At 43.3% G+C, this 25,016-nt stretch carries 12 protein-coding genes; 9 read left to right on the forward strand and 3 right to left on the reverse strand.

Annotated features, from left to right (window positions below):
* Nucleotides 1–34 precede the first annotated feature (34 nt).
* From IKL48_01755 to IKL48_01770, 4 genes are all read left to right on the forward strand, one after another.
* Nucleotides 35–13,780: an MFS transporter gene (locus tag IKL48_01755; GenBank protein MBR3603406.1), complete on the forward strand. Its 13,746-nt coding sequence runs from the start codon at nt 35–37 to the stop codon at nt 13,778–13,780.
* Between the two features lie 201 nt (nt 13,781–13,981).
* Complete coding sequence (locus IKL48_01760; GenBank protein MBR3603407.1) at nt 13,982–14,851, forward strand: carbohydrate kinase; 870 nt, start codon at nt 13,982–13,984, stop codon at nt 14,849–14,851.
* A gap of 12 nt (nt 14,852–14,863) precedes the next feature.
* On the forward strand, nt 14,864–16,027 hold the full coding sequence (locus IKL48_01765) for an MFS transporter (protein ID MBR3603408.1): 1,164 nt from the start codon (nt 14,864–14,866) through the stop codon (nt 16,025–16,027).
* 150 nt (nt 16,028–16,177) lie between these two features.
* Nucleotides 16,178–16,678 (forward strand): pilin, encoded by a 501-nt coding sequence (locus IKL48_01770; protein MBR3603409.1) that lies wholly within the window; start codon nt 16,178–16,180, stop codon nt 16,676–16,678.
* Between the two features lie 62 nt (nt 16,679–16,740).
* On the opposite strand, the gene IKL48_01775 is transcribed toward IKL48_01770, so the two are convergent.
* Both IKL48_01775 and pyk read right to left on the reverse strand, forming a co-directional pair.
* Nucleotides 16,741–18,315: a bifunctional metallophosphatase/5'-nucleotidase gene (locus IKL48_01775; GenBank protein ID MBR3603410.1), complete on the reverse strand. Its 1,575-nt coding sequence runs from the start codon at nt 18,313–18,315 to the stop codon at nt 16,741–16,743.
* Nucleotides 18,316–18,406: 91 nt separating this feature from the next.
* Nucleotides 18,407–19,831, reverse strand: coding sequence for a pyruvate kinase (gene pyk, locus IKL48_01780; GenBank protein ID MBR3603411.1), 1,425 nt, complete (start codon nt 19,829–19,831; stop codon nt 18,407–18,409).
* A 92-nt stretch (nt 19,832–19,923) separates the two neighbouring features.
* Between pyk and IKL48_01785 the strand changes: the two genes are divergently transcribed.
* Nucleotides 19,924–20,385 (forward strand): hypothetical protein, encoded by a 462-nt coding sequence (locus tag IKL48_01785; protein MBR3603412.1) that lies wholly within the window; start codon nt 19,924–19,926, stop codon nt 20,383–20,385.
* A 9-nt stretch (nt 20,386–20,394) separates the two neighbouring features.
* Complete coding sequence (locus IKL48_01790; protein ID MBR3603413.1) at nt 20,395–21,279, forward strand: hypothetical protein; 885 nt, start codon at nt 20,395–20,397, stop codon at nt 21,277–21,279.
* Nucleotides 21,280–21,342: 63 nt separating this feature from the next.
* Here the strand turns inward: IKL48_01790 and IKL48_01795 are convergent, their stop codons facing one another.
* Nucleotides 21,343–21,687: a lipocalin family protein gene (locus tag IKL48_01795; GenBank protein MBR3603414.1), complete on the reverse strand. Its 345-nt coding sequence runs from the start codon at nt 21,685–21,687 to the stop codon at nt 21,343–21,345.
* Between the two features lie 92 nt (nt 21,688–21,779).
* On the opposite strand from IKL48_01795, the gene IKL48_01800 reads away from it, so the two are divergent.
* The 3 genes from IKL48_01800 to IKL48_01810 all read left to right on the forward strand — a co-directional run bounded on the left by IKL48_01800 (nt 21,780) and on the right by IKL48_01810 (nt 25,015).
* Nucleotides 21,780–22,877: a hypothetical protein gene (locus IKL48_01800; GenBank protein MBR3603415.1), complete on the forward strand. Its 1,098-nt coding sequence runs from the start codon at nt 21,780–21,782 to the stop codon at nt 22,875–22,877.
* A 153-nt stretch (nt 22,878–23,030) separates the two neighbouring features.
* Nucleotides 23,031–23,684, forward strand: a complete 654-nt coding sequence (locus tag IKL48_01805) for a TetR family transcriptional regulator (GenBank protein ID MBR3603416.1) — start codon at nt 23,031–23,033, stop codon at nt 23,682–23,684.
* Nucleotides 23,681–25,015 carry a TolC family protein gene (locus tag IKL48_01810; protein ID MBR3603417.1) on the forward strand — a complete coding sequence of 445 codons (1,335 nt, stop codon included), beginning with the start codon at nt 23,681–23,683 and terminating at the stop codon, nt 25,013–25,015. Before IKL48_01805 ends, IKL48_01810 begins: the two co-directional genes overlap by 4 nt.
* Nucleotide 25,016 lies beyond the last annotated feature (1 nt).

Genomic DNA, 25,016 nt, shown 5'->3' on the forward strand with positions numbered 1-25,016 from the left:
AGCAGCTTTTGCCTTGAAACAAGCGCAGACGAAGATGTACTGGCAAAGAGCAGGCATGCCGATTATTGGCACGCTCAAAAATGCATGGGGAACATTAACAGAAGGCAATTACCTCTATAACATTGCCCCGATCCGCTTTGCCAATAATAAATTCTATCAAGCCCAACAAACACTTGATGATATCAAAGCTACTGTCCCGCAATTTTTTGTTAATGCACAATTTAATGTAAAAGGTACACAGAAATATGTAGAAAAAATTCTGCAAGCTTTTGTGCCCCGAACCTCGTTAACATTAAGTGCTAACGGTCTTGGTGCGGTATTAAATACCTTTAAGCATAAGAGTGCTATCCGCAAATATGCCGCTGAAATTACGACCTCTGTAGAGTCTATTGCCAAGAAATGGTTATCTTCCGGTCCTATTAAAGTAGGGGTGGGTGAATCTATTGTGTTTGCTATAGGTAATGACGTCCTTGCCTCAGTTGAAAATATGGCAATTTCTTCTCGTGTGAAACAAAACTTGGCTTTTGCCCTTGCAGACGAAATCGTCAAGCAAATTCCGGGTGCAACGCGTATTTTTACGGAGCAAGATCACCGCAACTTTATTTCCGGTGCTTTTAGAAATGAAGACGCCATTTTAGCCGCTATTCCGGCTGAAATGAGTGCCGGCGCTCAATCCTTCCAGGGAATTAAGATTTTTGCCATGGAGGACTTGGTTTCTATCTTCACGGAAGGCTTGAAAGATGGCTCCATGTATCAGAAATTAAATATTTCCAATATGTCCTCTACTGCTTATGCGGCGGCGCAATATGCTGTTAGCGATACGGTGCTTCCTGAACATAAAGAGTTATTTAAAACCATGATGGACCGAGAGTCCATACCGGTGGTAGTGGGTATTAAAAAATCTGTACAAGTGAATAATGGTATTATTCCCCAGTCCGATTTAAGCTTCGTAGCCGCTTATATGACTATAAACGGCAAGGCCGGCTGGTACAATATCACCGCTGCATACGGAGACCTCTTGGTGGTACCCTTCTCCGCTACTCAGCCGTTTGTAAAAGAAGATGTGGTTTTCCCCGTAGAAGTCAATAATAGTTCTAAATCCGGTATTTTGTATTCTGGATTGCCGGTTATGAGTTTCTATAATTCGTTTAAGAAAATGTTTGCCGGTATCAGCAATTACTTCAAAAATGCTGCCAACAGACCCGAACAAACGGTGGATCAGGCTCGTGCCTTGAATAAAGCCCGTGCCTTGCGCTTCTTGGCGATGTTGGGTGCGTTCTCTGCCATGACTGGGTTTGGTGACTTTGTGGCTCCGGCGGTAGCACTGTTGAAGGCGGACTTAGGATTATCTACTTTCATGGCCTCTTTGGTGACATTGTCCGGATTTTCGATGTTTGCCTTGTCTGTGCCTTTAAGTATTTTACAGGCTAAGTTTGGTCGTACAGCCATGATTAGAATCGGTTTGGCTGTATCTGCCTTAGGTATGTTAATCCCGACGATCGTAATCGGTACGCAGCCGCTGACGACCATGAACCAATTCTACGTGGTGTTAGGTTCTATTGCCTTGTTGTGTGCCGGTTCTACTACGTTGAAAAATGCGGCCAGTGCCTTAGTCTTTGACGTCGCTCAAAGTAATGAAAAGGCCGGCTCTGCCTTGTCTATCTTGGACGCTACCAAAATTGCACCTACCATCTTGAACTGGGTCTTGCCGGGTGCTTTGGCTGCGGCGGGTATGAACTGGACTTGGTTGTTCCCCATCTACGGCTCTATCTTGGGTCTTGGATTTGTGGGTTCCCTGTTCCTCAATGTGGCAGAAAGTACGCCTGCTAAGAAAGTCAGCTCTTTCAAAGAAGGTGTCCAATCTGTTTTTGGTACTTATAAGTTATTGAAGAATAAGAACTTAGCCTTACTGTTCATGGCCGGATTCTCTTACATCGGGGCCGAAATCGGGGCTATGTCTAACGCGCCGCTCTTGCTTGAAAATGTGTTTGGTATCCCTGCTTCGACAGCCAGTACCATTACTTTAGGCACGTTGGTGGCCGGATTGTTTGCCAGCCGCTGGTTAGCCCCCCTCATTCCGGAACGTTTCTTGGGTGCTAAGACATTAATTGCCTCCGGTGTGGTGTCCTTAGTAGGCTTGGGAATGGTCCTCTCCGGTGTGCAAGGTGTTGCAATTGCCGGTTTGGCTTTGACGGGGTTGGGTTATGGAAATATCTTCTCCATGATTATCAACTTGGCTCAAGCTGAAGATACTACCCGTGTTGACGAAATTACGGGTCTATTGATGACCAGTATCATGGGTGGCGGTTTGTTGACACCTGTGATGGCTACCTTTGCCGATGCGGCCGGTCCGTTAATGAGCTTTGTAATTCCGACGGTCTTGGTATCCGGTATCGTTGGTGTAGGTATCCGTTCCTTGTTGCGCGGTGGTAAAGGGCCCGGTGCGGCAGCTGCCAAAAAAGCCTTTAGCATTAATGCTTCTACCAATGCCAATGATGTGATGATGCCTACTTTAGATATACCGAACTTTAGAACTTGGGACCATCACTTCATTCTGGAACAAAGAGCAAAAGATAGAGCCACAGCAATGCTGGGTACGATTTCCAAATCTGACTATCAAACGCTGGGAGAACTGGCTTCTTTCGGCGGGGCAATGAATATCAGATCTTTGGATAGATTCAGAGATGTCTTGATCAACGGTCTTGCTGTGAACGAGCGTGGTTTCACATTTCAAAGAGGAATTAATGCGAAAAATCTGCATAGCTCTCTTTCTCGTACGGCAGAGGAAAATATCCCTCTAATGATTTTATTGAAAACCGGAGCGGAGGATGATATTCTCCAGCTAAGAGGGTATGAAAACACTTACAGAGCAGTCTCGAAAGCACTTCCTGCCGATCAATTAATTACGATTGCTTACTTGCGTAATAACAATGCGGAAGGTTGGTATCATGTATCTATCGGTACTGACAACCAAATCAAGGCTGTACCGTTAAAGCAATATTTAGCAGGTATACGGGCAGAAAATACCGTTTTCCGCAAAGTCGTCAACTTCTTTAAAAACCATAAGTGGTTGGGGTTGGGCTTGACGGCCGGTGCGGTGGTGCTTGGTTTGGGAATGCTGGATATTTTGACACCGGGTATGGGTCTTCTGACGGCGGCTGTTTTGCCTGTCGGTTTTAAATCCGGTTCCGGAAGCGTATTTAGTGTTAACCCCCTCACCGATACGGAAAAAGTGGCTTTCCCCAATAATGCCGCGTCTTCTCAAACGGTGGCGGAAGCTAAGCAGGTCCTCAATGATAGATTTGATACGATGTGGCAGGCTATGCCGCAATCGGTCAAAGAAACGATTCATGCTTCTTTCTTACAACAAGGTATGTTCGTTCATTCTTTGGCGGACGTGAAAAATATTTTGACGGAAGGTTTGACCAGCCAACAGGCGGCGACTTTTGAATCTAACTTCTACGGAACGACGAATGCGCATTATGGCTCTACGATGTCTGATGCCTTGAGTTTGGAGCAAGGTATTCCCGTTATGTTGTTAGTGGAGAAAGGCACTAACTTGACAAACCTTTCTTCTAAACAATTTACCACTTTAGCCTACTTGCGTAATGGTAATGCTGAAGGCTGGTATCAGATGTCTGTGGGTAGAAACGGAAAAATGGACGCCATGCCGGTAAGCCGCTATTTTGATATGGTGGCAGCACCCAGAAAAGCGTTTTCCGTCAATGCCGCTAAGGATACGGAAAAAGTGGCCTTGCCCAATGCCGGCTATGCCAATCAATCTACCAGCGAAGTGGTAAATATCTTAGATGATAGATTTAATGCCATGTGGCAGGCTATGCCGCAATCGGTCAAAGAAACGATTCATGCTTCTTTCTTGCAACAAGGATTTGTAGCCGGATCTTTAGAAGATGTAAAGAGCGTGGTGCGAGATGGATTGAGTGCTCAACAGGCGGCAGGCTTTGAATCTAACCTTTATGGAACGGGCGACGGCCATTATGGCTCTACCATGTCTAATGCCTTGAGTATAGAACAAGGTATCCCCGTCATGTTGTTGACGAATAAAGCTACATCTTCGGGTGCTCTTTCAACCGATAAATTTATTACATTGGCTTACTTGCGTACGGATAATAATGCCGGTTGGTATCAGATATCTGCCGGTAGAGGTAATAAACTCAATGCTACCCCGATCGAGGATTACTTCGCCCATCAATTACAAGTGGGACAGCAGGGTTTTGTTCAAAAATCCGTTAACTTCGTAAAATCCAATAAGGTATTGCATTTTGTTCTGTTTGCTGGTGCTGTGGCATTGGGACTGGGATTATTTGATGCCTTGACTGTCGGAACGGGTGTTTTAACGGCAGCAACCAGTATCTTTATACCGGTGTCTGATCTGGGCTCTATCGATCCCAGAAGTATTCCGACTGCTGAAGAAGTGAGTGCTTATGCAACGGAGAAAGTAGATTTGGTGACTCCTATAAAAGATAAAAAAGGCAAACTCTCTTCTTATCCGAAAGCAGGAATCCATATTTCTCAATCTTTACCGGGCAGAAATCGTACTACAACCAGTACGGTCTATGCAGATGGTTTGCCAGAGATTACCAACAATGGGCAAATAGAAGGCGTGCTGAAAGCTCCTAAATTCAATGTAGCCGCTGAGCATGATGCCCAAGTCTCTGCCGTCTTGCCAAAGAATGCGGATGTGGTGAAAACTGTAATTTTGAACTTCTCTGATGTTCATGGTGCAGATGTTCAAAACTTTGTTAATGTAGCGGAGAGATACTTCCAGATTTACGGTAGAGAAAATGTAATCGTCACCAGCAACGGAGACGGGTTTACCGGCAGTTATTTGCTTAATAAGAATCCGGAATGGGGCCTGTCTCAAATGATGCATATGGGTGTAGATGCCTGGGTGATGGGCAACCATGAAGTAGACCGCGCCCGTGTGTTCTTGTCCAACTTGATGTATTTGAAAAATGAGGGATTATGGACACCCGGAGAGGCTGTCTCTTTGGTAGGAAGCGGGCCCACCTTCTTAAGTGGCAGATTAAGAGTTTTAAACAAAATTGAAGAAAACACCTTGCCGTATGTCATTAAAGTGACGGGTAAAGGGGAGCGTGTGGCTATTGTAGGCTTAGGAAAGCCCGGTTATGGTAATGTGGAATATAAACAAGGTATCCAGGAAGAAGCGCAAGAAGCTTTTGATGTTTCTTTAAACCGTGCCATTGATGCTTTGAAAGGTAAGCAATTAGATCACATTATCATCTTGCAACACGAATCATTAAATGACTCTCGCGCAGATAGCCGTGCTATTGCCATTGCCGAAGCTTTGGCTCAATTGCCTGCTGAAATGAAACCTTTGGTCCGTGTGGTGTATGAAGGGCATAGTCACCATGTCAACCATAAAGTTGACTCCAACAACTTATTGCATTTGCAAGGACAAGGAAATGGTGGCGCCATGTGGGCTACGGTATTGTACCGTGTACCCGGTAAATCCACGTATGTTTCCAATGTGCTTTGGAGTGGAAAAGAAGCGGGTGAATTGACTAATTTTGCTGAAAATAGTTTATCTAAATCTATGGCCAATGCAACAGCTTCTTTGAGAGATCAAATCACAGAAGATCTTAACGATCCTATCGTTAAACTGGTGGGATTGAGAGATCATCGCACCAGCGGTCATTCAAGCTTCTTAGAGCCTGCTATTGGAAACATGGTGGCGGATGCTTTCTATTGGTATGCCAAAAAACTCTCTCGCGAAGTTGATAACAGCCAAAGACTTGTATTAACAGATGAAGGTGTGGCTATCCCTAAAGATCGCATTATTGGTGCTTCCAGCTACCAAAATACAGGGAAATTTAAATATAACGAGTATATGACCTTGTCTGCTCTGACGGACCACTATCCCAATCCGGAGCCGTTTGCTGTTCGTCGCATTACCGGACAACAGTTGACTGATTATATTCGTGAAAATCTGGTCTATTGGGATGCCAGCGGAGAGGTGGTGGTATCTTTTGCCTTCTCGCATAATTTGCGCGCCGTCATCAGTGGTATTAAGACCGAACGACAAGCCAATGGCAAAATGAAAGTGACTGCTGCGAAAGTGGATGTGTATGTGTTGACAGGCGCCGAAGGCGAGAGAAAGTACACTCCTATTGAATTAGATGGTACTTATTATTTGGCGATGCCGCATCACATGATGGTAGGTCTTTATGAAGCCAGCGGTTTTGCCAATACGGAAAGATATGGAGACTATACCGCCATTTATAAAGAAGAAAAACTTTCCTTCTCTGACGTAATGGAATCTTTCTTCAGAACGGCCAGTGCCAGTAGAGCCAGTAAACGTCCTGAAAGCATGACTCCGCGTAAATGGTATCGTTCACAGGCCCTGCCCATTGATGTGAAGCCTAACCATGTGCCTTTCCGAGAATATTACATCACTGATGAAAATGGGGCACGTACGATTATAGAAGAATCACAAATTCATTGGGTTAAAAACAGACCGTATCAGAAAATTGATCTGGGCGGACGTCATATTCTGGTACCGGTGCAGTCTATCCCTGTTTTTGAAACACATGCCGGCCGTATCTTAAATGCAGATAATGCTCTGCCGGGTGGTGTCTTGCCCGATAAGGCCACACTGGATGCTCTTTACTCCGGTGAACTGTCTTGGGGTGACGTGTTCGGAGATGGAGAAGCAGGTGCAGCAGGCCAAACAGGGGGAGCCGTGTCAGAGACAGGTGCTGCACAAACCCCCATCGCTGGGACTGTGGCGCAAGCAGGCGAGGTGCAAGCAGCCTCCAGCCAAAATAAACTTGGGGACAAGATACTAGGCAGTGGCATCTTGCAAGTTGTTATGGTGGCCGGTGCGGCATTGGGGCTTTCCCTTTTAGATGCATTAACACCTGGTACCGGTCTGTTGGCGGCGGCTGTTTTGCCCATCGGTTTTAAGGCATCTTCTAACAAGCAATCCTTTGTTATTAATCCGTCTACTGATACTGATAACGTGGCCATGATTGGTTTAGGTACTGGGGATAAAAAAGATTGGCTGCAAAATAACCGTACTCTTAAACGAGAGCGCATGGACGAAATGTGGGCCGCCATCCCGACGGATATTAAGCAATCCATTCCCAAAAAATTCTCTTTGTATAGAGGAATGTTTTTACATTCTTTGAATGATTTGGACAACATTTTGGCCAATGGTTTGCAATTAACCAAATCCTTGCCGCATGAAGCCATTTTCTTTCAAGCAAGTTTTAGTAATTTTAATGGCGGCGTTAAAACAGATAATCCAGTCCTGTTTTATGCTACGGAAGCATTTAAAGGCATACCATTATTGGTAATGATGAAGAACGGTACTGAAAACATCGCAGTTCGCCATGATTTAATTGATTCGTATAGATTGGTACCGCAAGATATTTCTCCTGAAAAATTTGTCACTTTTGCCTATTTGCGCCACAATGGTGTGAAAGGTTGGTATCAAGTAGCAAAAGCAGATAACGGTCAAATTTTGGCTACGCCTATAACTGACTACTTTGAAAATGACGCTAAGAAATTACCTCAGGCTACTCCAAATAATCAAAGTTTTGCCCAAACATTAGGTAATTTTATACAAAATAACAAATTCTCTACTTTACTGGTTGCTGGGGTAGGGGTAGCATGGGGGTTTGGCCTTCTGGATGCTCTATCCGCCGGTATTAGCTTGTTGCCGATAGTCCTTTCTTCTCTTTTCAATGCTAAGTCTTCGCCCAAATCTTCTATACTGAAGACTTTGACTATTTCTGTTGATGATACAAAAAACGTATTAATGCCCCTTTCCTTTTTTACGCAAAAAGAAATGGACGCTTGGTATGCCTTAAATCCTCAATACAAGAATAGATATGAGCAAGGATTTGGCACCAAACAAGACTTGGAAAATACTTTCCTGCTTAATCAAAGAACGGAAAAAATGTTGGGGGTGGGATATAATTTTGAAAATTATTTAAAGGATAATTTTTATCACTATGCCAGCGTGCAGGGAAGAAACTTGAATTTGACGAAAGTTCGTGATATTCTGCTTCGTGGATTGGATACAAAAACTCCGGTTGGAGGCTTGTTTACTGCTGATTTAGAGAGTGTACCATTTGTTCTGGCGGTAAAACATAGTGCAAAAGGTAAATTTGGTGCTGGCGAAATATTACAGGAATCTTTATCTCCGAAAGACTTTACTGCCTTTGCTTTTTTACGCGGTGGATGGGATCTGGATATGGATTGGTATCAAATTTCCGTTAATAAAAATGGTGAAATTGTGGCGGTACCTGCTGAAAGATATTTCATGAATCTGCAATCTCGCAACAATTCCCCCCTCCGCCAAGCAGTTAAGTTAGCGCAAGAGGCGGTTGGGCAAATATCTTCTAAAGTAGTTTCCGGTTGGAAAACCTTTAAGCAGAAATTTGCTACTACTGCTTATTTAAATCCTGCTACTGATACGGATAAAGTGGCCTTGCCGTATATAAACCCCTCTCTTTCGTGGGATGTTGCTGTCGGTTCTCCAATGGCGCAAGAGATGCAACGGGCTCATGCTATGTTTGAGGCTATCCCCGCTACCATCAATGAACAGATGCTTGCTAAGTATTTCTCCTTGCATACAGGAGCTTTGGCGCCGTCTTTAACTGAGTTAAAAGGTATTTTAACCAAAGGAATTGAATCCTCTAAAATTCCTTATCAATCGGTTTTTAGTGATGAGTTGTTATTTGAGCAGAACCCCGTATTTCTTTCCGCATCTAGTTGGTTAAAAGGAATCCCCGTTTTGGCTATGATCAAGAAAGATTCCTCTTTTGCTACGTTATCTGCTGAAAAATATCAAGGTAATTCATATGTGTTGGAACAAGGAATGGATATACCGGCCGATCAATTTGTGGCTTTTGCTTATTTAAATCAAAACGGGGTTTCCGGTTGGTATCAGGTGGCTAATGGAGATAATGGGAAAATTGTTGCTACGCCTATGGCTAAATACTTTGCCTCTTTGGAACGCCAAAATTTTACCACAGGCCAAAAAATAGTTAACTTCTTGAAAAATAATAAATTGGCTTCCTTTCTTTTAGTTGGTAGTGCCGTAGCAGTAGGACTGGGCCTTTTAGATGTTATGACTGCTGGTACAGGTATTTTTACGGCGGCTATTTTGCCGGTAGGCCTTAGATCTGCTGCGGATCGGAAACGGCTAGAGACAAATGTGAACGTAGCCGTAAAATCCGTATCGGACAAGATGTTCTCTCAACCATTAAATGTACCCGTTGGAAAGCATGTGTCTGATGTATTAATGGATCAAGTGTTGCGTTCGTTAAAAAATATTCCCATCAGACAAGACAGCAAAGAGTTGTTAGCGGCTCAAGTAGGGAAGGAATTAAGCCAAAAACTCCCCCACGCCACTCGTTTTACGGCCGCTTCGGATAAATATAGTTTTATTTCCGGTGAGGCTCGCTCGCCCAAAGGTCTTTTAAAAGCCATTCCTAACGAGATGAAGGCCGGAGCGGACTTATATCGCGGTTTAAGAATATTTGATTTAGAGGATATTCAAAATATTTTAACTACCGGTTTGAAAGTCAGCCAAACTCGTTCTAGTTTGAAAAGAAATTATTTGAGCTCTGATATTTCTTCGGCGGTGCTCTATTCAATGCAAAACCCGCATATTTGGAGCGATTTCCGCCAATATGACAAAGAAAGTGCGGATCAACACGCTATTCCTGTAATTGTTGGGATGAAACAAACCGACAAGATAAATGTTTCTTCTCAAGGGGATGAACAGGTTGGCATTACTTCTCAGGATATTCCTGCTTCCGAACTTAGTTTTGTAGCAGCCTACATGACTATTAACGGAAATACCGGTTGGTATAAATTAGCCATAGATAATGGAGAAATGGTGGCAATGCCGTTCTCTACTAAGCAAGAATTTATAACAAATGGCCTATGGCATCAAGTGCAGGATGGCGGTGCACTCGCTGCGCAACATTCTTCTAAAGAAAAAACCTTTCAATCCATCTCAAAAACTGTATCTAACTTCTTTAAAAAGAATAAATTAGCCAGCTTCGTTTTAATGGCCTTAGGTCTTGGATTTTTAGATGCCTTGTTGAGCGGTACCGGCTTATTGACAATGGCTATAGTACCTTTTGGCTTTACCGGTCTTGATGAAGAAGGGTTGGATATCTTAAAAGAAGAACAGGCCGTCAAAAGTGCCTATGCAACTACCTTTAACCAAGATTTACAAAGACATTTAGCCAATAGAGCCGCCGGAATTGAAGAAGCTAAAGAAGCACCCCTTTCTTTTGATGAAGTGGCCCCTGCTCCCATTCCGCAACCGGTATTATTACAGAAAAAGGCTCATGTTTTTAGAGCTCCTATTGAAAAAGTCGGAGGAGTAGGTGCTTTTGTAAATTGGTTGACGCGTTTGCATCCGAACAGAGCCAACAAAACAGTTGCAGTGCCTACAGCAGCCAGAAATACGACATCTACTGTATATATAAATGCCCCCATGCAAAATCTTAAAGATGCTCCGGAAATTTTGGATATGCCGAATACGAAAGAGGCTTTGCTCGCCACATATGCAAAGAATTTGCCAAAAGGTATATCTCCAAATGTTGCTAAGCAAACAGTTATTCTCAATTTTTCTGATTTGCATGGTTTGCCAGCAACCAGCGTTATACAGATTTTAGAAGCACATTGGGATGCTTTTGGCAGAGAGAATGTAATCGTAGTATCCGGCGGAGATATTGCTACCGGCGGTTATATTTTAAACGAACATTCTGAATTAGGGGCTTATATCTTATCTCATACAGATGCTGCCTTGTACGGAAATCATGAGTTTGACATGGCTAACGACTATGTGGCTAACTTGCTGACGCTTAAATCTTTTGGCTTATGGAGCACAAACATGGCCGAAAGCAAAGTGGGTAGCGGTCCTGCTATATTGGGCAATCAAGTGCGTATGTTTAAAGGGGTCATAGATACCTTGCCTTTTACGGTCAAAACTACTATCAACAAAGAAAGAGTGATGGTGGTTGGTCTGCCTAAGGCCGGATACGGCAATGTGTTTTATACCCAACCGGAGCAGGCCCATGCCTCTGTAAAAGAAACTTTAGATGTGGCTATTGCGTACGCAAAGCAGCATCCGGTAGATCATATTATTATAGTGGCACATGAAGCATTAAATGACCATAGAGCCGATACTCGCTCTAAAGAGATTGCAAGTGCTTTAGCAGCTGCTCCTGAAAATATACGCAAAATTGTACGCGTCGTCTATGAAGGACATTCGCACAAACCGCAAATGTGGGTGTCTGATACGGACAATATTTTGCATACTCAAGGCTCTGCAAAAGGCGAGGCTACCAATGGCATCGTGGGAACGGTGCTCTATCGTGTTCCGGGTCGTGCTACTTATGTTTCCACTCAACTGTGGAATTCTACAGACGGGGCTATGCAAGCCCCTGTACCGGGTACGGCTGCACATATTTATAATACCATTGAAAAACAATTAGAAAATATGCATGGTGGTTTAGATAAACCTTTTGCCTTATTTACCGAGCCACTTGCACGCTTTAAAGATGAACCTAATAAAGGCTCTGCTGAAAACGGATATATCAATTATCACGATAATTCCGCCAGCAACTTTATGGCTGATGCCGAACGTAATGCCATCAAACAAAAGATTAGGATTTCTCCCATGACCGGTGTGGCGGAACTGATGGATCACGGATTAGGATCTGCGCCGGTGGCTATTGATAAATATCAGGTAATTGGCGCTGCTAGTAAAGATAACTCCGGTAAAGTGCCCTACAAAGGTGCCATGACTTTGCGTTTGTTGAGTGAACACTTTCCTAATCCGGAGCCAACTTCTTTGGCCAGAACGACCGGTTTGGGATTTATAGAATTGGTGAAGAATAATATTTCTATCATTGATGGAAAGATTGTTCCTACATTCTATTTTTCCCACAATGTTCGTATTGCTTATGATGTGGAAATTGGTACCCGACAAGTCAAAAAAATTGTAAAAGAAAAAGTGAATGGGAAAGAAGTAGCAGTAGAGAAAGAAGTGTCGGAAACATATCCGGTAGTACATGACGTGCATGTGTATATGTTGGGCTACGATGATAAATACACCCCCATTGATGAAGAAGGTATTTATTATTTGGCTATGCCGGACCATATGAGAGTAGGCTGGTACGAAGGAAAAGATATTCCTTTCTTCTTAGATAAGAATCCTGTTTATATTGAAGGGTTGGACCGTATGTCTACTACGATGCAAAAGTTTATGCAATCGGCCCCCGTTCAATTAGCTCAGAAGATACGCTTACATCCGCCTCATTGGTATGAAAATCAATTGGCTCCTGTCAGACCAATGGTTTCTGATGTGGATAACCCGATGAACTTGCCGGTGTTTGCTCCGCGCTATGGCCGTATGTTAGATTTGCGCTCTCTGCCTTTCATCCCGACCAAAGAGCAGTTAGATGCCTTATACGCTGGAGAATTGGAATATGGCGACGTGTTTGGGGATGAAGATGTGGGCCCTATTTCTGCATTACCTCATCTTAATTTAGGAGGAACTCCTGCCGGAGCATCGGCAGGAGTTTCCGCATCTGCTACGCAACTGACGGAGTTGGTGTTTAAGATCAGATATCTGCTGATGGATCCGAGTATACCGACAAATCAACTGGAACGTCTTGTCCAAATATTCCAATTTTTACGCAGGTATGCCAATAGTGTTTCTCAATCTCAATTAAATGAATTTAGAAAATACGTGCAACAAATTACGGCCACATCCAAAAAACCTCATGCGGTGATGTGGTTAGGGCCCGGATTTGCTTTTAACGATTTGGAGATGGCTATGAGCAGTTATGCCGGTGCGTTTAATATGGTGATACGGGCCAACCGTCAATTACAGGATATTTTTCAAGCCATAAAACCCAAACAAGAAAACACCCTTATCTTATACGGTCATGGTGCGATTGATCAGTGGCCGTCTGTCGAGCAGCGCACTTGGCTCTCCGTTATGGGTAAAGACTCAATTGTATCTTTAGAAGATCTTTTAAGAGGTCTTGCCAAAACGAAATCTTCTTTTACCAACATAGTACTGCCCACCTGTTTAACGGGCCAAGTGGTGGAGGATTGGGCTCGTATTTCGCGTGAACATCCGGAATTAACGCGCAATGTGGCTATTTTTACATTGGGTTCTCGTTATCTAAACACACATCCGATGTACTTCCGTGCCGGTTCTTATCTTAATTCTGCTCAAGGCAGCATCATGCGCGCTTGGTTTAACATGTTGGCCGCTAATGGAGATGGTATTGCTAACAGAGTGATTGCCAATGGCAAAGTAATTGAACCTTTGAAATTGGCTATTAAAAAGGCCAATGAAATGATTTCCTCTGCTAGTGCAGAAGAAGTGCAACAGTTAACTAATCTGCGCGATGAAATAGTTTCTTTAAAGAAAATTGCCGATGCCAGCAATCCGCGCGAACTTTATAAAGCACTTCTTAATCACGAACGTGCCTATCCGGGCAAGGTGGACAATTTGCACAAATGGATGCCGGTCATCGGCAATCAAATAATGGATACAAACCAACGGCCGTTTAGTTTTGGAAGATTGCCTCAAAGTTTTACTTGGGGTATCGAACGTTGGGCTGTGGAAATACCGGTACCGTTTGTTCATTTAGACAGAAATACGGTTGATTTCATCAGCCAAGTGGCCTTGGAGGCTTATGAAGCAGCCTTGCCTCTTAACGCGACCTCTGACAAAAAAAGACAACGGTAATAGAAAGTGTGGTGCAACCGCTAAAAAACCGGTTATCTTGTTATAAATATAAAATAAAGACCCCCGCTATTTGCGGGGGTTTTTGACTCTTGATTTTCGGTCACGCGCTCGAAGAAAAAATATTTAAAAAAAGATGGTACTTTTACGTAAAATCTGCTAGAATGAAAGAGATGTTTTATTTTATCTTACAAGAGGACAATTATGGACGGAAATACAACCAAAAAGCCCGTAGTAGTCGGTATCGGTGAACTACTGTGGGACGTTTTCCCCACCGGCAAAGTAGCCGGCGGTGCGCCGATCAACTTTGTATATCATGCTACTCAATTGGGTTCTGAAGGTCACGCCATCAGTGCCGTAGGTAATGATCTTTTCGGTACGGAGATTATCCAAGAGTTAGAAAAAAATAATATTGCCTACCTCTGCGAAACCATTTCTTACCCCACCGGTAGTGTAAAAGTAGAACTTAAAAATGGGCAACCCAGCTATACCATCATTGAAGATGTTGCTTGGGACCATATCCCCCTCTCTCAAAAAGCCATTGAACTGGTAAAAAAAGCCGACGCTGTCTGCTTTGGTACTTTGGCCTTACGCAACAATGATTCTAAAGAAACCGTAGAAACTTTGGTCGGTTATGCTCCTGCCAATGCCTTGCGCTTCTTTGATATCAACTTGCGCCAACACTATTACAGCAAAGAACTGATTGAAGAACTTTTGGGCAAAGCCAATGTTTTCAAAATCAATGATGACGAAATTAAAGTCATTAAAGAAATGTTTAACTTGGAAGGCTCTGAAGACGATATCTGCAAATGGTTCTTGGAAAAATACAATTTGCGCTATGTCGTGTTAACGGCTGGCGATAAATATAGCGTCATTTACTCCCCCACCGAAGTATCCCGCATTGACACCCCCAAAGTGCAAGTGGCCGATACCGTTGGCGCGGGTGATGCTTTCTCCGGTGCTTTTGTAGCCGGCATTTTAGCGGGTAAATCCTTGCGCGAATCTCATGAACAAGCCGTCAAAACGGCAGCTTTCGTGTGCACCAAAACCGGCGCATGGCCTGCTTATAATTAATAAGGAGAATGTATGACTGAGAAGAAAGAATCTTCATTAGTTGTAAAATTAGTACCGGTAATGCTGGCGTTCTTTGCCATGGGTTTCGTGGATTCCGTCGGCACCGCTACCAACTACGTAAAGGAAAGTTTCGGTTTGTCTAACACCGTAGCTAACCTCTGCCCTTCTATGGTGTTTTTCTGGTTCTTGGTATGTTCCGTTCCTACGGGCATGCTGATGAACAAAATCGGCCGCCGCAAAACGGTGCTTATCAGCTTGGGTGTCACCATTGCTGCTTTGGTCCTTCCGTTGTTGTCTTATAATTTTGCGACCATGATGATTGCCTTTGCCTTGTTAGGTATCGGTAATGCTTTGATGCAGGTTTCTTTGAACCCCTTAGTGTCCAACATCGTAAGCGGAGATAAACTCGCCAGCTTTATGACCTTTGGTCAGTTCGTAAAAGCCATTGCTTCTTTTATCGCCCCGATTTTGGCCGCTTGGTTTGCTGCCAAATATCAAAATTGGGCTTTGATGTACGGTTTGTTTGCCATCGAAGGCGTTATTGCTTTCATCCTCTTGGCTAAAGAAGACATCAAAGAAGAAGAAATCACCGGCAAACCTTCCACCTTTACGGAATGTTTAGCCTTGTTGGGCAACGGCACCATCTTGTTGTGCTTTGTGGGTATTATGTGCCACGTAGGTATTGACGTAGGTACCAACACCGCCGCTCCGCAAATCTTGATGGATCGTTTAGGTTGGCCTTTGGAAAAAGCCATCTATGCCACCAGCATTTACTTCATGTTCCGCACCATCGGTTGTTTCTCCGGTTCTTTCTTGTTGGCTAAATTGCCGGCGAAAGTGGTGTTCGGCGTGAGCGTATTCTTTATGTTGGCTGCTATGGGCGGTTTATTTGTGTTCCAAAGCCAATGGCCGCTTTACGTATGTATTGCTTTGATCGGTTTGGGCAACTCCAACATCTTCCCGATCATCTTCTCTCAAGCCTTGCTCCAATTACCGGAAAAGAAAAACGAAGTGTCCGGTTTGATGATTATGGGCTTAGTAGGTGGTACGGTATTCCCGTTGTTGATGGGTTTTGCCTCTGATGCTATGGGTTCTCAAGTCGGCTCTGTAGCCGTCATGACGGTAGCCGTAGTGTACTTGTTGTGCTTGGTTGCTAAAATCAAGAAAATTGCCTAATTTGTTTAGGGATAAAAACCCCGCCTTTTAGGTGGGGTTTTTTGTTTTAAGATGTTTTTGTTAATAAAAAAGATATTAGGACTTGACTTGTTTTTTTTTTTTGTTAAATTTTTTATATCAGGAAAAATTTAACAAAAAGGAGTTTTGGATATGAAAAAAATGTCTAAACGTAATGTCGGCGGTTTCACGCTGATTGAATTGTTAGTAGTAGTGTTAATTATCGGTATCTTGTCTGCGGTGGCTTTGCCACAATATCAAAAGACAGTGCTTAAAAGCCGTACCGCTGAAGCATGGGCGAATTTGAACTCAATAAATAAAGCAGTAAATGCTTATTGTTTGGAAAATCCGACGAGTTCTGGAGATTATAGTGAGATAAAAGATGTCTTGCCTATTGAAGTAGATGATTCTAATAATTTTTCTTATATCGGAAAGTTTTCATGTCGTGATATTACGAGGACTGATGGTGGTGTTTATGTTGGGGCAAACTATAATAAAGGCGGAAAGTCTTTTAAATTAGGGCTTGGACCGGGAGGAGAACGCTTTTGCGCCGGAAACAATTGTGGCGATTTAGGCTATGTTAAGTATGGTTTCTTTTCTAACGGACGTTGCCACTGTGGTGTAGGTAGTGGTAATTGCTACTACATGGATTAAATAATATTATGTAAAATCCCTAAATCAAAAATCCCCAAACTGTTGTTTGGGGATTTTTATATTTAATTTTTCTTTTTAATCTGTACACCTGTCGGAGCAAGTAATTGCTTTTGTTGGGGTGAATTTCCTTTTAGTTTTCCGACGATATCAAACAGTAAATCCCCGCTGGTTTTGGGGTCATAAATCTTCTGCTTTCCATCTGTCACCTTAAAAGGCACTCCCTCATAATACCCTTGCGGAATGTGAGCAATGGCCGCCACCCGATAAACGCGTTTGTTTTTTACCTTTTTTCCGTCAATGGTAAAAGAAGTAATTTTAACGGGGTTTTGTTTGTTTTTAGCATTATATTTATAAGTGATTTTTACATTTTCAGAATAAGAAAATAGAGAATAGTCCCCATTTTTATCGTGTTTAATACTTTGAGCAACGGCCCGTTTGAGGTGTTTGCCCGTAATGTCAAAGGTGGAGACATATTCTGTATAGGGCAAAAGTTCAGTCATGTCCCGCCCTGTGAGCGTACCGGGCAATAAATCACGCCGAATGCCCGGCAGTTGAAACATGGCCATATCTATCTTTTCCTGAGGGCTTACCCACTGATACATTTCCTCTGCCACCAACCGAGCTACGGCAGGGGCGCTATCTCCTGCAGTGGGATATTTGGGCAGCAAAACAGGTACTGTTGCAAACTTCTCCCGCAAGGATTTATCTTCCAACTGCTCTAGCAATATAGCTGTTTGCGGCTCTTGAACGCCATCTAAGCGGATATATTCGGCTTTGACACTTTTGAGTTTGCCTGTTTTGTCATCAAAGTCAAAAATAACACGTCCTACCCCTTCCAACATTGCGCCGCTTTCTACAAATAAAGGCCCATTTTGGCCCAATTTCTGCGTATTTTGCAACACATGGGCATGACCACCCAAAATGACATCAATGTTTTCTCTGGTGATTTTAACCCCTTCTAATGTGGGCAGAAAAGAGGAGGGCTTGCGCGAATCTCCGATAGAGTCATGCGCCAAAAAAATGACGGCAGCCGGATCTTGCGCCAACACTTCGCTCATCAAATTTTCCAGTATTTGCGGAGTCACTTTTTCCAGCCTCATTCCGCGCATACCCGAGCCATCTAAAGAAAAACCGATGACGGCCAGTTTCTTCCCCCCCACTTCATAAAAAGCATAGGGTTTAAGTTCTTTATCTGGAATTTGAAAATCTTTGATATTTATAGACAGGATATCTCCGTTAAAATGGCTTAAAGTTTTACCTAAGCGTTCGTCCCCAAAGTCACTGTCGTGATTGCCGATGGTTAGCGCGGCATAGCCTTGCCCTTTGAAGTTTTGCGGGGTTTTTCCGGCGCGATTCATCAAATCAATGGATAGTTTGCCGTCGGAATCATTGGCTTCTTTGTTTCCGCTGCTGAAATCACCCGAATCCAATAAAAGAAAGGGCCGTTGTTCTGCTTGAAGAACGCTCTCTAAAGCAGCAAAACCACCGTAATTTTGACCGTTTTTGTCTGGACGGGCAAAGAAGTATCCGTGAATGTCGCTGGTGTGGTAGAGAGCAATTTCTTTTGCCGATAGATAAGGCAGGATAAAAAGCGAAACTGCCGCTAAAAATAAGGATTTATACAGTATTTTGTACATATTGTCTCCTCAGAATAATTACCTACCCTTTTATTGTGCCATAATTAAGTGCAAATTGTAAAAAAACCGCCTCTGTTGAGGCGGTTTTTATTTAGGCGTTGATAATGTAGAGCAGGTTCGTTTCTCCGGAATGGCCAAACGGGATACCGGCCGTCACTACAATTTTTTGACCTTTCTTTACCAATCCGCTTAACAAGGCTGCGCGGCTGGCCTCTGCGGATATATCCTCAAAATTTTCCAAATTTTTGACTAAAATGGAGGTGACCCCCCACACCAAAGCCATGTGACGGGCAGTGGTAATCTTGGGAGTTAAAGATAAGATCGGCAGGGCCGGACGATATTTAGCGGTTCTGAGTGTGGTATGGCCCGAGTCTGTAAAGTTAACGATGATGTCTGCCGTTTGTACCGCTCTGGCCGCCACCCACGCGGCTGCCGTAATAGCCGTTTCCACAGTGTTTGTGTTAATAGGGTCTCTGCGGACTAGATTTTTAAGATAACTGGGATCTTTTTCCACACTTTTGATAATATTATGCATGGTGTTGACGGCTTGCTGCGGATATTTGCCGGCGGCTGTTTCTCCGGAGAGCATAACGGCATCTACTCCGTTGTAAACAGCGTTGGCTACGTCGGAGGCTTCGGCTCTGGTCGGGGTGATGTTGTGAATCATAGACTCAAGCATTTGAGTAGCGATAATGACCGGTTTGCCCGATTGACGGCATACATCTACAATGCGCCGTTGCAGTACGGGCACCATTTCTGTACTGACTTCTACACCCAAATCTCCGCGTGCCACCATCACCGCATCGGCAAAGGCTACGATTTCAGACAAATGTTCAACGGCGGAGGGTTTTTCAATCTTGGCAATGATTTTGGCTTGGCTGGTCATTAAAGCGCGTAATTCCTGTAAATCTTCGGGTCTTTGTACAAAAGATAACCCTATAAAATCTACACCTAATTTTTCTGCCACCTGTAAATCTTTGCGGTCTTTGGCCGTCAAAGCACTGATAGGCAGTTGCACACCGGGTACGTTTACACCTTTATGGTTGGATAACACTCCCCCCACCAAGACGGTGGTTTGAGCAGAAGTTTCCGTATGGCTGTCCACACGCAGGCGGATAAGGCCGTCATTAAGTAAAAGTTCCAAACCGACGTGCATGGCTTGAAAAATTTCAGGGTGGGGCAAGCAAACGCGGGTTTCGTCTCCGGGTAAATCCTGCATATCTAAGGTAAATTTCTGGCCGTCTATTAAGGTGACGGGGCCATTGGCAAAGGTTCCTACGCGTAATTTGGGGCCTTGTAAATCTGCTAAAATGCCTAAACAAACGCCGTATTTTTTTTCCAATTGGCGAATGATTTGCACGCGGCGGGTCATTTCTTCTTCGGAGCCATGACTAAAATTTAATCGAAAAACGCAGGCTCCTGCTTGCAATAACTTTTCTAACATTTCTGGACTTTCAGAAGCCGGACCGATGGTGGCAATTATTTTACAGAAACATTCTTGTAGCAACATATTTATTCCCCTTTTTAATATTTCATATATTTTATTATTTTGCGGAGATGATTGTCATTGTTTTACAAATATCTGTCAAATTGGATAAAATAATAAATATGCAACCTGTTTTTACTCCCAAAAAAGATTATTTTGCTCCTATGCATACTACCGAGCATGTGCTAAATCAAACAATGCTGCGTATGTTTGGTTGTGCCCGCAGCAAAAATGCCCATATTGAGAAAAATAAATCCAAGTGTGATTTTTTTCTTTCTCAAGCACCCACGCAAGCGCAAATGCAAGAGTTGCAAGATAGAGTAAATGAAGTATTGGCGCGACATTTGCCGATAACGCAAAAAGTGCTCTCTCGTGCTGAAGCGGCCAAAGTGGAAGGGTTGGATTTTTCTAAATTACCGGCCGAAGCGGGTGATGAGCTGCGCATCGTGTTTGTGGGTGATTATGATGCTTGTCCTTGTATCGGTGCACATGTAGAAAATACGAAAGAGACAGGGCATTTTGTCATTTCTTCTTGGGATTATGAAAACGGACGTTTGCGTATTCGTTTTAAATTAGAAAATTAAGGAAAAAATATGAAAAAACTACAAGTATTATTCTTAAGTGCTTGTTTGTTGGCTATTTCCGCTGGCAATCTGCACGCACAAAACAACAAACGGGGATGGGAGCTGGATTTAAAAAAGGCTTCTTTGGATTTATCTTCTACCGACGTTAAAAACGCCGAAGATTATAAAGATTTCCCCAACGCCAAACTTACCTCAGATTCTCAAACTTTAATCAAAGGACATTTGGATTTGCAGGGTAATTATTTTGCGGAACATTTTGTATGGGGCAATGAATTGTTTTTGGACTACGGTAAAACTACATTGAAACCCGTAGATGGTGAAAAAACAACCAACGAAACCTCTGACAGCATTTTGTTTACTTCTTCCTATACGCACCGTTTGTGGAAGGCGGAGAATGCTTTGGGTGGTTTTGAGGCAGGTCCGTTTGCTTCTTTGTCTTATCAGACAGAATTTAACTCTCAGGGTGATTCCCCGCTTAAAAAAGTGTTGCGCGCTGCGGCCGGTGTAAAAATATATGAGGGTACTTATATTAAAAATTTCCAATTAGCGGGATTTGCCGAAAATGATTTTACATACGACCCGTCTTCCGAAAATTACGGTTGGGAAGCCCTCTTGCGTATTGAGCAGCCCATTCGTGAAGGGGTAAAGGGTGTTTATAGCGGTATGTTCCGCAATTACCTTTACCGCAGCCGCGAAGAAGTGACCGATATTGATTATGAGGCTGCTGTTGATGCCCGCTTAGACGTGGCTTTGATGAATGAGATTTCCATCGCTCCGTTTATTCAATATTATACTGCCCAAGCCAGAGCCTTTGGCAAACGTGGGCAAAACCTGCAGATTGGTATTTCTTTCGGTTTTAGCCATACCTTTATCAAAGCCAAAGAAGCAAACTAAATCTTAATACTTATGTAAAACAGCCTGCTTTAAAAGCAGGCTGTTTTTGGTTGGAGAGGAATATTAATTTTTTCGTGCGTAAATAATTTCTTCGCCGGTGTTGGTGAGCAATACCAGCATGGCAGGGCTAACCGTTTTGACGGTGTAGCTTTCGCTAAAAACAAAACTTTCCCCCCCATACACAGTCTTACCCGTCAGAGTAAGTTTGTTTCCTTTTTGTTGCCAAGTTTGGTACTGTAAATCAGGCATATTAATACTGCGGGCGGTGCCGCCTTTTTCAAATACCATGCCGTGAAACTCGCCTTTTTTCAAAGGCACGGGCTTAGTCCATTCTCCTTCTACCGAAAGCGGATTTTGGCAAGCCCAGCAAAAAGAGAAAGCCAATAGAGTTAAAAAGATTTTTTTCATATTTATTATTATATTTTTTCTTATGGGAAAAGTCTTGAAAAAACAAAGAAAAACAGTTAGAATAACACGAAGTAATAGTTCTTGGAGGTTTTATGAAGAAAAAAGTTTTTCCCTTGATTCTTGCTTTGTGTGCTATGCCCTTATTTGCGCAAAATATTGAGAAAAAGACTGAAAAGGAACTGATTGAAGAAGCTCAAATGAAAGTAAAGCTGCAGTTCAGAGCCAGCTCTTCGGCCAAGAGAGCGATGGAAACTGCTTCTTCCGCAGCTCAAGCAGCAGCTGCCAAAGCCCAAGCCGCTGCTCAGACGGCAGCCAAAGCTAAGGTTGATGCGGATATTTCCGCTGCTGCCGCGACCGATACGGCCAACAAAGCCAAGCTTTCTCTGCAAGCCGCCGACAAGGCCAAAGCCGATGCAGATTTAGCCTCTTCCGCCGCGACCGATGCGGCCCATAAAGCTAAAGTGGCCGCCCAAGCTGCAGAAAGGGCCAAACTTGATGCCGATGCTTCCAAAGCAGCTGCTGCCAAAGCCAAAGCCGACGCTGATGCTTCCAAAGCTGCTGCCGCCAAAGCCAAAGCCGACGCAGAAAAAGTGAAGGCCAACGCTGACGAGGCTCTAAATTTGGCAAAAAATGTGGAAGCCTTATTTTCAAGAGGCGGAGCGATGATGCGTTTGAGCTCTGCAGAGAACTCGGATTTGAAAACTAAAATACAAAATAGCCGTGCTAAGGCTGAAGCAACAGCTAATTCGGCCACATCCGTTGCTCAAGATGCGGCAGCTAAGGCATTGGCCGCAGCTAATGCCGCTGCTCAAACGGCTGTGCAAGCTCAGCAAAAAGCCGATGCAGCTGCCTTATCGGCCGCCACAGCTAAAAAAGAGGCTGATACCACTTCTTCCGCGGCCCAAGCTGCCGCTCTTAAAGCCAAAACGGCAGCTGCCACTGCCGCTTCTGCCAAACTGGCCGCCGACACTGCTTCCAGAGCGGCTGCCGATGCTGCCTTAAAGGCCAAAATGTCTGCGCAGTCTGCTTTGGTAGCCAAACAAAATGCAGATGCCGCCGCCGCTGCTGCTGCCGAAGCTGCCCACAAAGCTAGTGCTGCCGTAGGAGCCGAAAATAAAGCTTTGATGCAAGATATTGCCAAAGATGTAGCCAAATCTTACAGAGAAATTTATGCGGGACAACAGCCTTAAGTGAAAAAAATTGTCTACGTCAAAATCCCCCATCATAGAAGGGGGATTTTTTATGCCGTTATTTGTTTTTATCTTGGAATGAAATTCAAACAACTGTTTGAATTTCTTTTTCTTTTTTGATAAAATATACAAAGTTAGATTTATAGGAAAATTATGAAAGACACTCGTACTAAACTGCTTAAAACTGCCGCTCGTTTGTTTGCCCAAAAAGGGTTTACCGGTGCGTCGGTGCGCCAAATCAGTAATTCGGCAAAAACAAATGTGGCTGCCGTAAACTATCATTTTGGTGATAAGCGCGGTTTGTATCTGGCTACGGTGCAGTATTTGGTGGAGGAGAATAAAAACTGGATGCGCTCTGCTCCAAATCCTTTGCATATCCCTGAAGATATTGAAGCAATGAGTTATCAGGAAGCGATGGATCTTTTTCACCGAATTATTGATAAAATGTTGGATTTAAATTTATCTCGCAAAAATATTTTATTGGACCGTATTTTTGCTCGTGCCGAGATGGAAAACTCTCAACAAATGGCCAAAATATTAGTAGGTTATGTGTCCAATTTTGGAGGACATTTTTTTAGAATTTTGTGTTATTTGACGGGATTGGAATTGAACTCAAGCGAACTTATTTTACTTTCTAATGCCATTTTGCGCCAAGCCAGTATTTCAGAGATTAATCGTTTTGCCATTTTACATTCTTTGAAATTAAAAGATTATACTCCCGAAGTAAAACAACAAATCAAAGATGTAGTCTGGCGTAATACATATGCTATTTTAAAATCATACGAACAAGGAACTAAAAAGAGATGAAAAAATATCTATTATTAGTTGCACTGATTGCCGTATCTTTTCCGGCCAATGCTTTGGACCCTTTGGGGGTTTATAGCATTAGACCGCCGGAGGGTTGCGTAGATAAAGATGTGACAACGCAGGAAATGGGGCTGGAGGATTTGATTCAAGTCAGCTTATGCACCAATCCGTCATTGGCAGCCGATTATATGGGGGTCAAGGCCTCTGAAGCCGGACTTGGCACTTCACGTGCGGAATATTTGCCGGGTATTACCGTATCCGGTACGGGGCGTATAACCGGTGAACGAGCAGAGGGTGGCAGTTATACACAAGCAGAGCCATATTCTGCAAAAGCGGAAGCATCTTGGCTTTTATTTGATTTTGGCGGGCGCGGTGCGCGCATTAGTCGTACGCGTGCTTATTTGGACGCGGCTAATTTTGGCTATAATGCTTCCTTACAAAATTTGGTTTTATCTGTTCAGACGGCTTATCTGAGTTTGCTGGCGGCGGATGAATCTTTGGTAAGTGCCAAAGCCAGTTTGGATACATATAAACAATCTTATGAGGAAGCCCAGAAACGCTATAAATTGGGAATGGTTTCATTGAGTGATAAGCTGCAGGCTAAAACTCGTTATGAGCAGGCATTGTTGGCCGTAGTACAACATGAAAATCAAGTCAAGCAATTTAGCGGTAATTTGGCCGTACTTTTAAACTTGTCTCCGGATACTCAAATAAAATTAGCAAAGCCGACCTTCGATGAGAAATTTATTCAAATCGAAAATGATAATGTGCAAGAGATGATGAAAACGGCTTTGCAAGAACGGCCGGAATTGCATGCCCAAGAAAGTAATACCCAGGCGCAAAAGGCTAATTTAACGGCAGCCAAAACCCGCATGTTGCCTACTGTTCGCGCCAATGCTTCTGCTGCTTATAATGATAATTGGAAATATAGTGCCCCATACGGAATGGAAAATGCGGCGGGTATTTCTATTTCCATGCCGCTTTTCTCCGGTTTTTCTAATATGTATCAAACGGCTCAGGCCTCTTATCAGTATAAACAAAGCCAAAATCAAACGGAAAGTTTAAAACGTCAAATTGAAAATGAAGTTTGGAGTGCCTATCAAAATTATAAGACGGCTTTCCGTTCTTATGAAATTAGCCAAACCGTATTGGAAAGTGCTGAAGAAAACGAAAGGGTGGCCTTTCGCTATTATGAAGTGGGTAAAGGCGATATTATTAATTTGTTGACGGCGGTGGCGCAGTTGGCCGATGCCCGTCAAAATAAAATTACGGCTTTCTATAGTTTACTCTTAAGCAAAGCCAATTTGTATAAAAGTATCGGGAAATATTAAT

The sequence above is a fragment of the Elusimicrobiaceae bacterium genome (assembly GCA_017520185.1).
GTDB lineage: Bacteria > Elusimicrobiota > Elusimicrobia > Elusimicrobiales > Elusimicrobiaceae > Avelusimicrobium.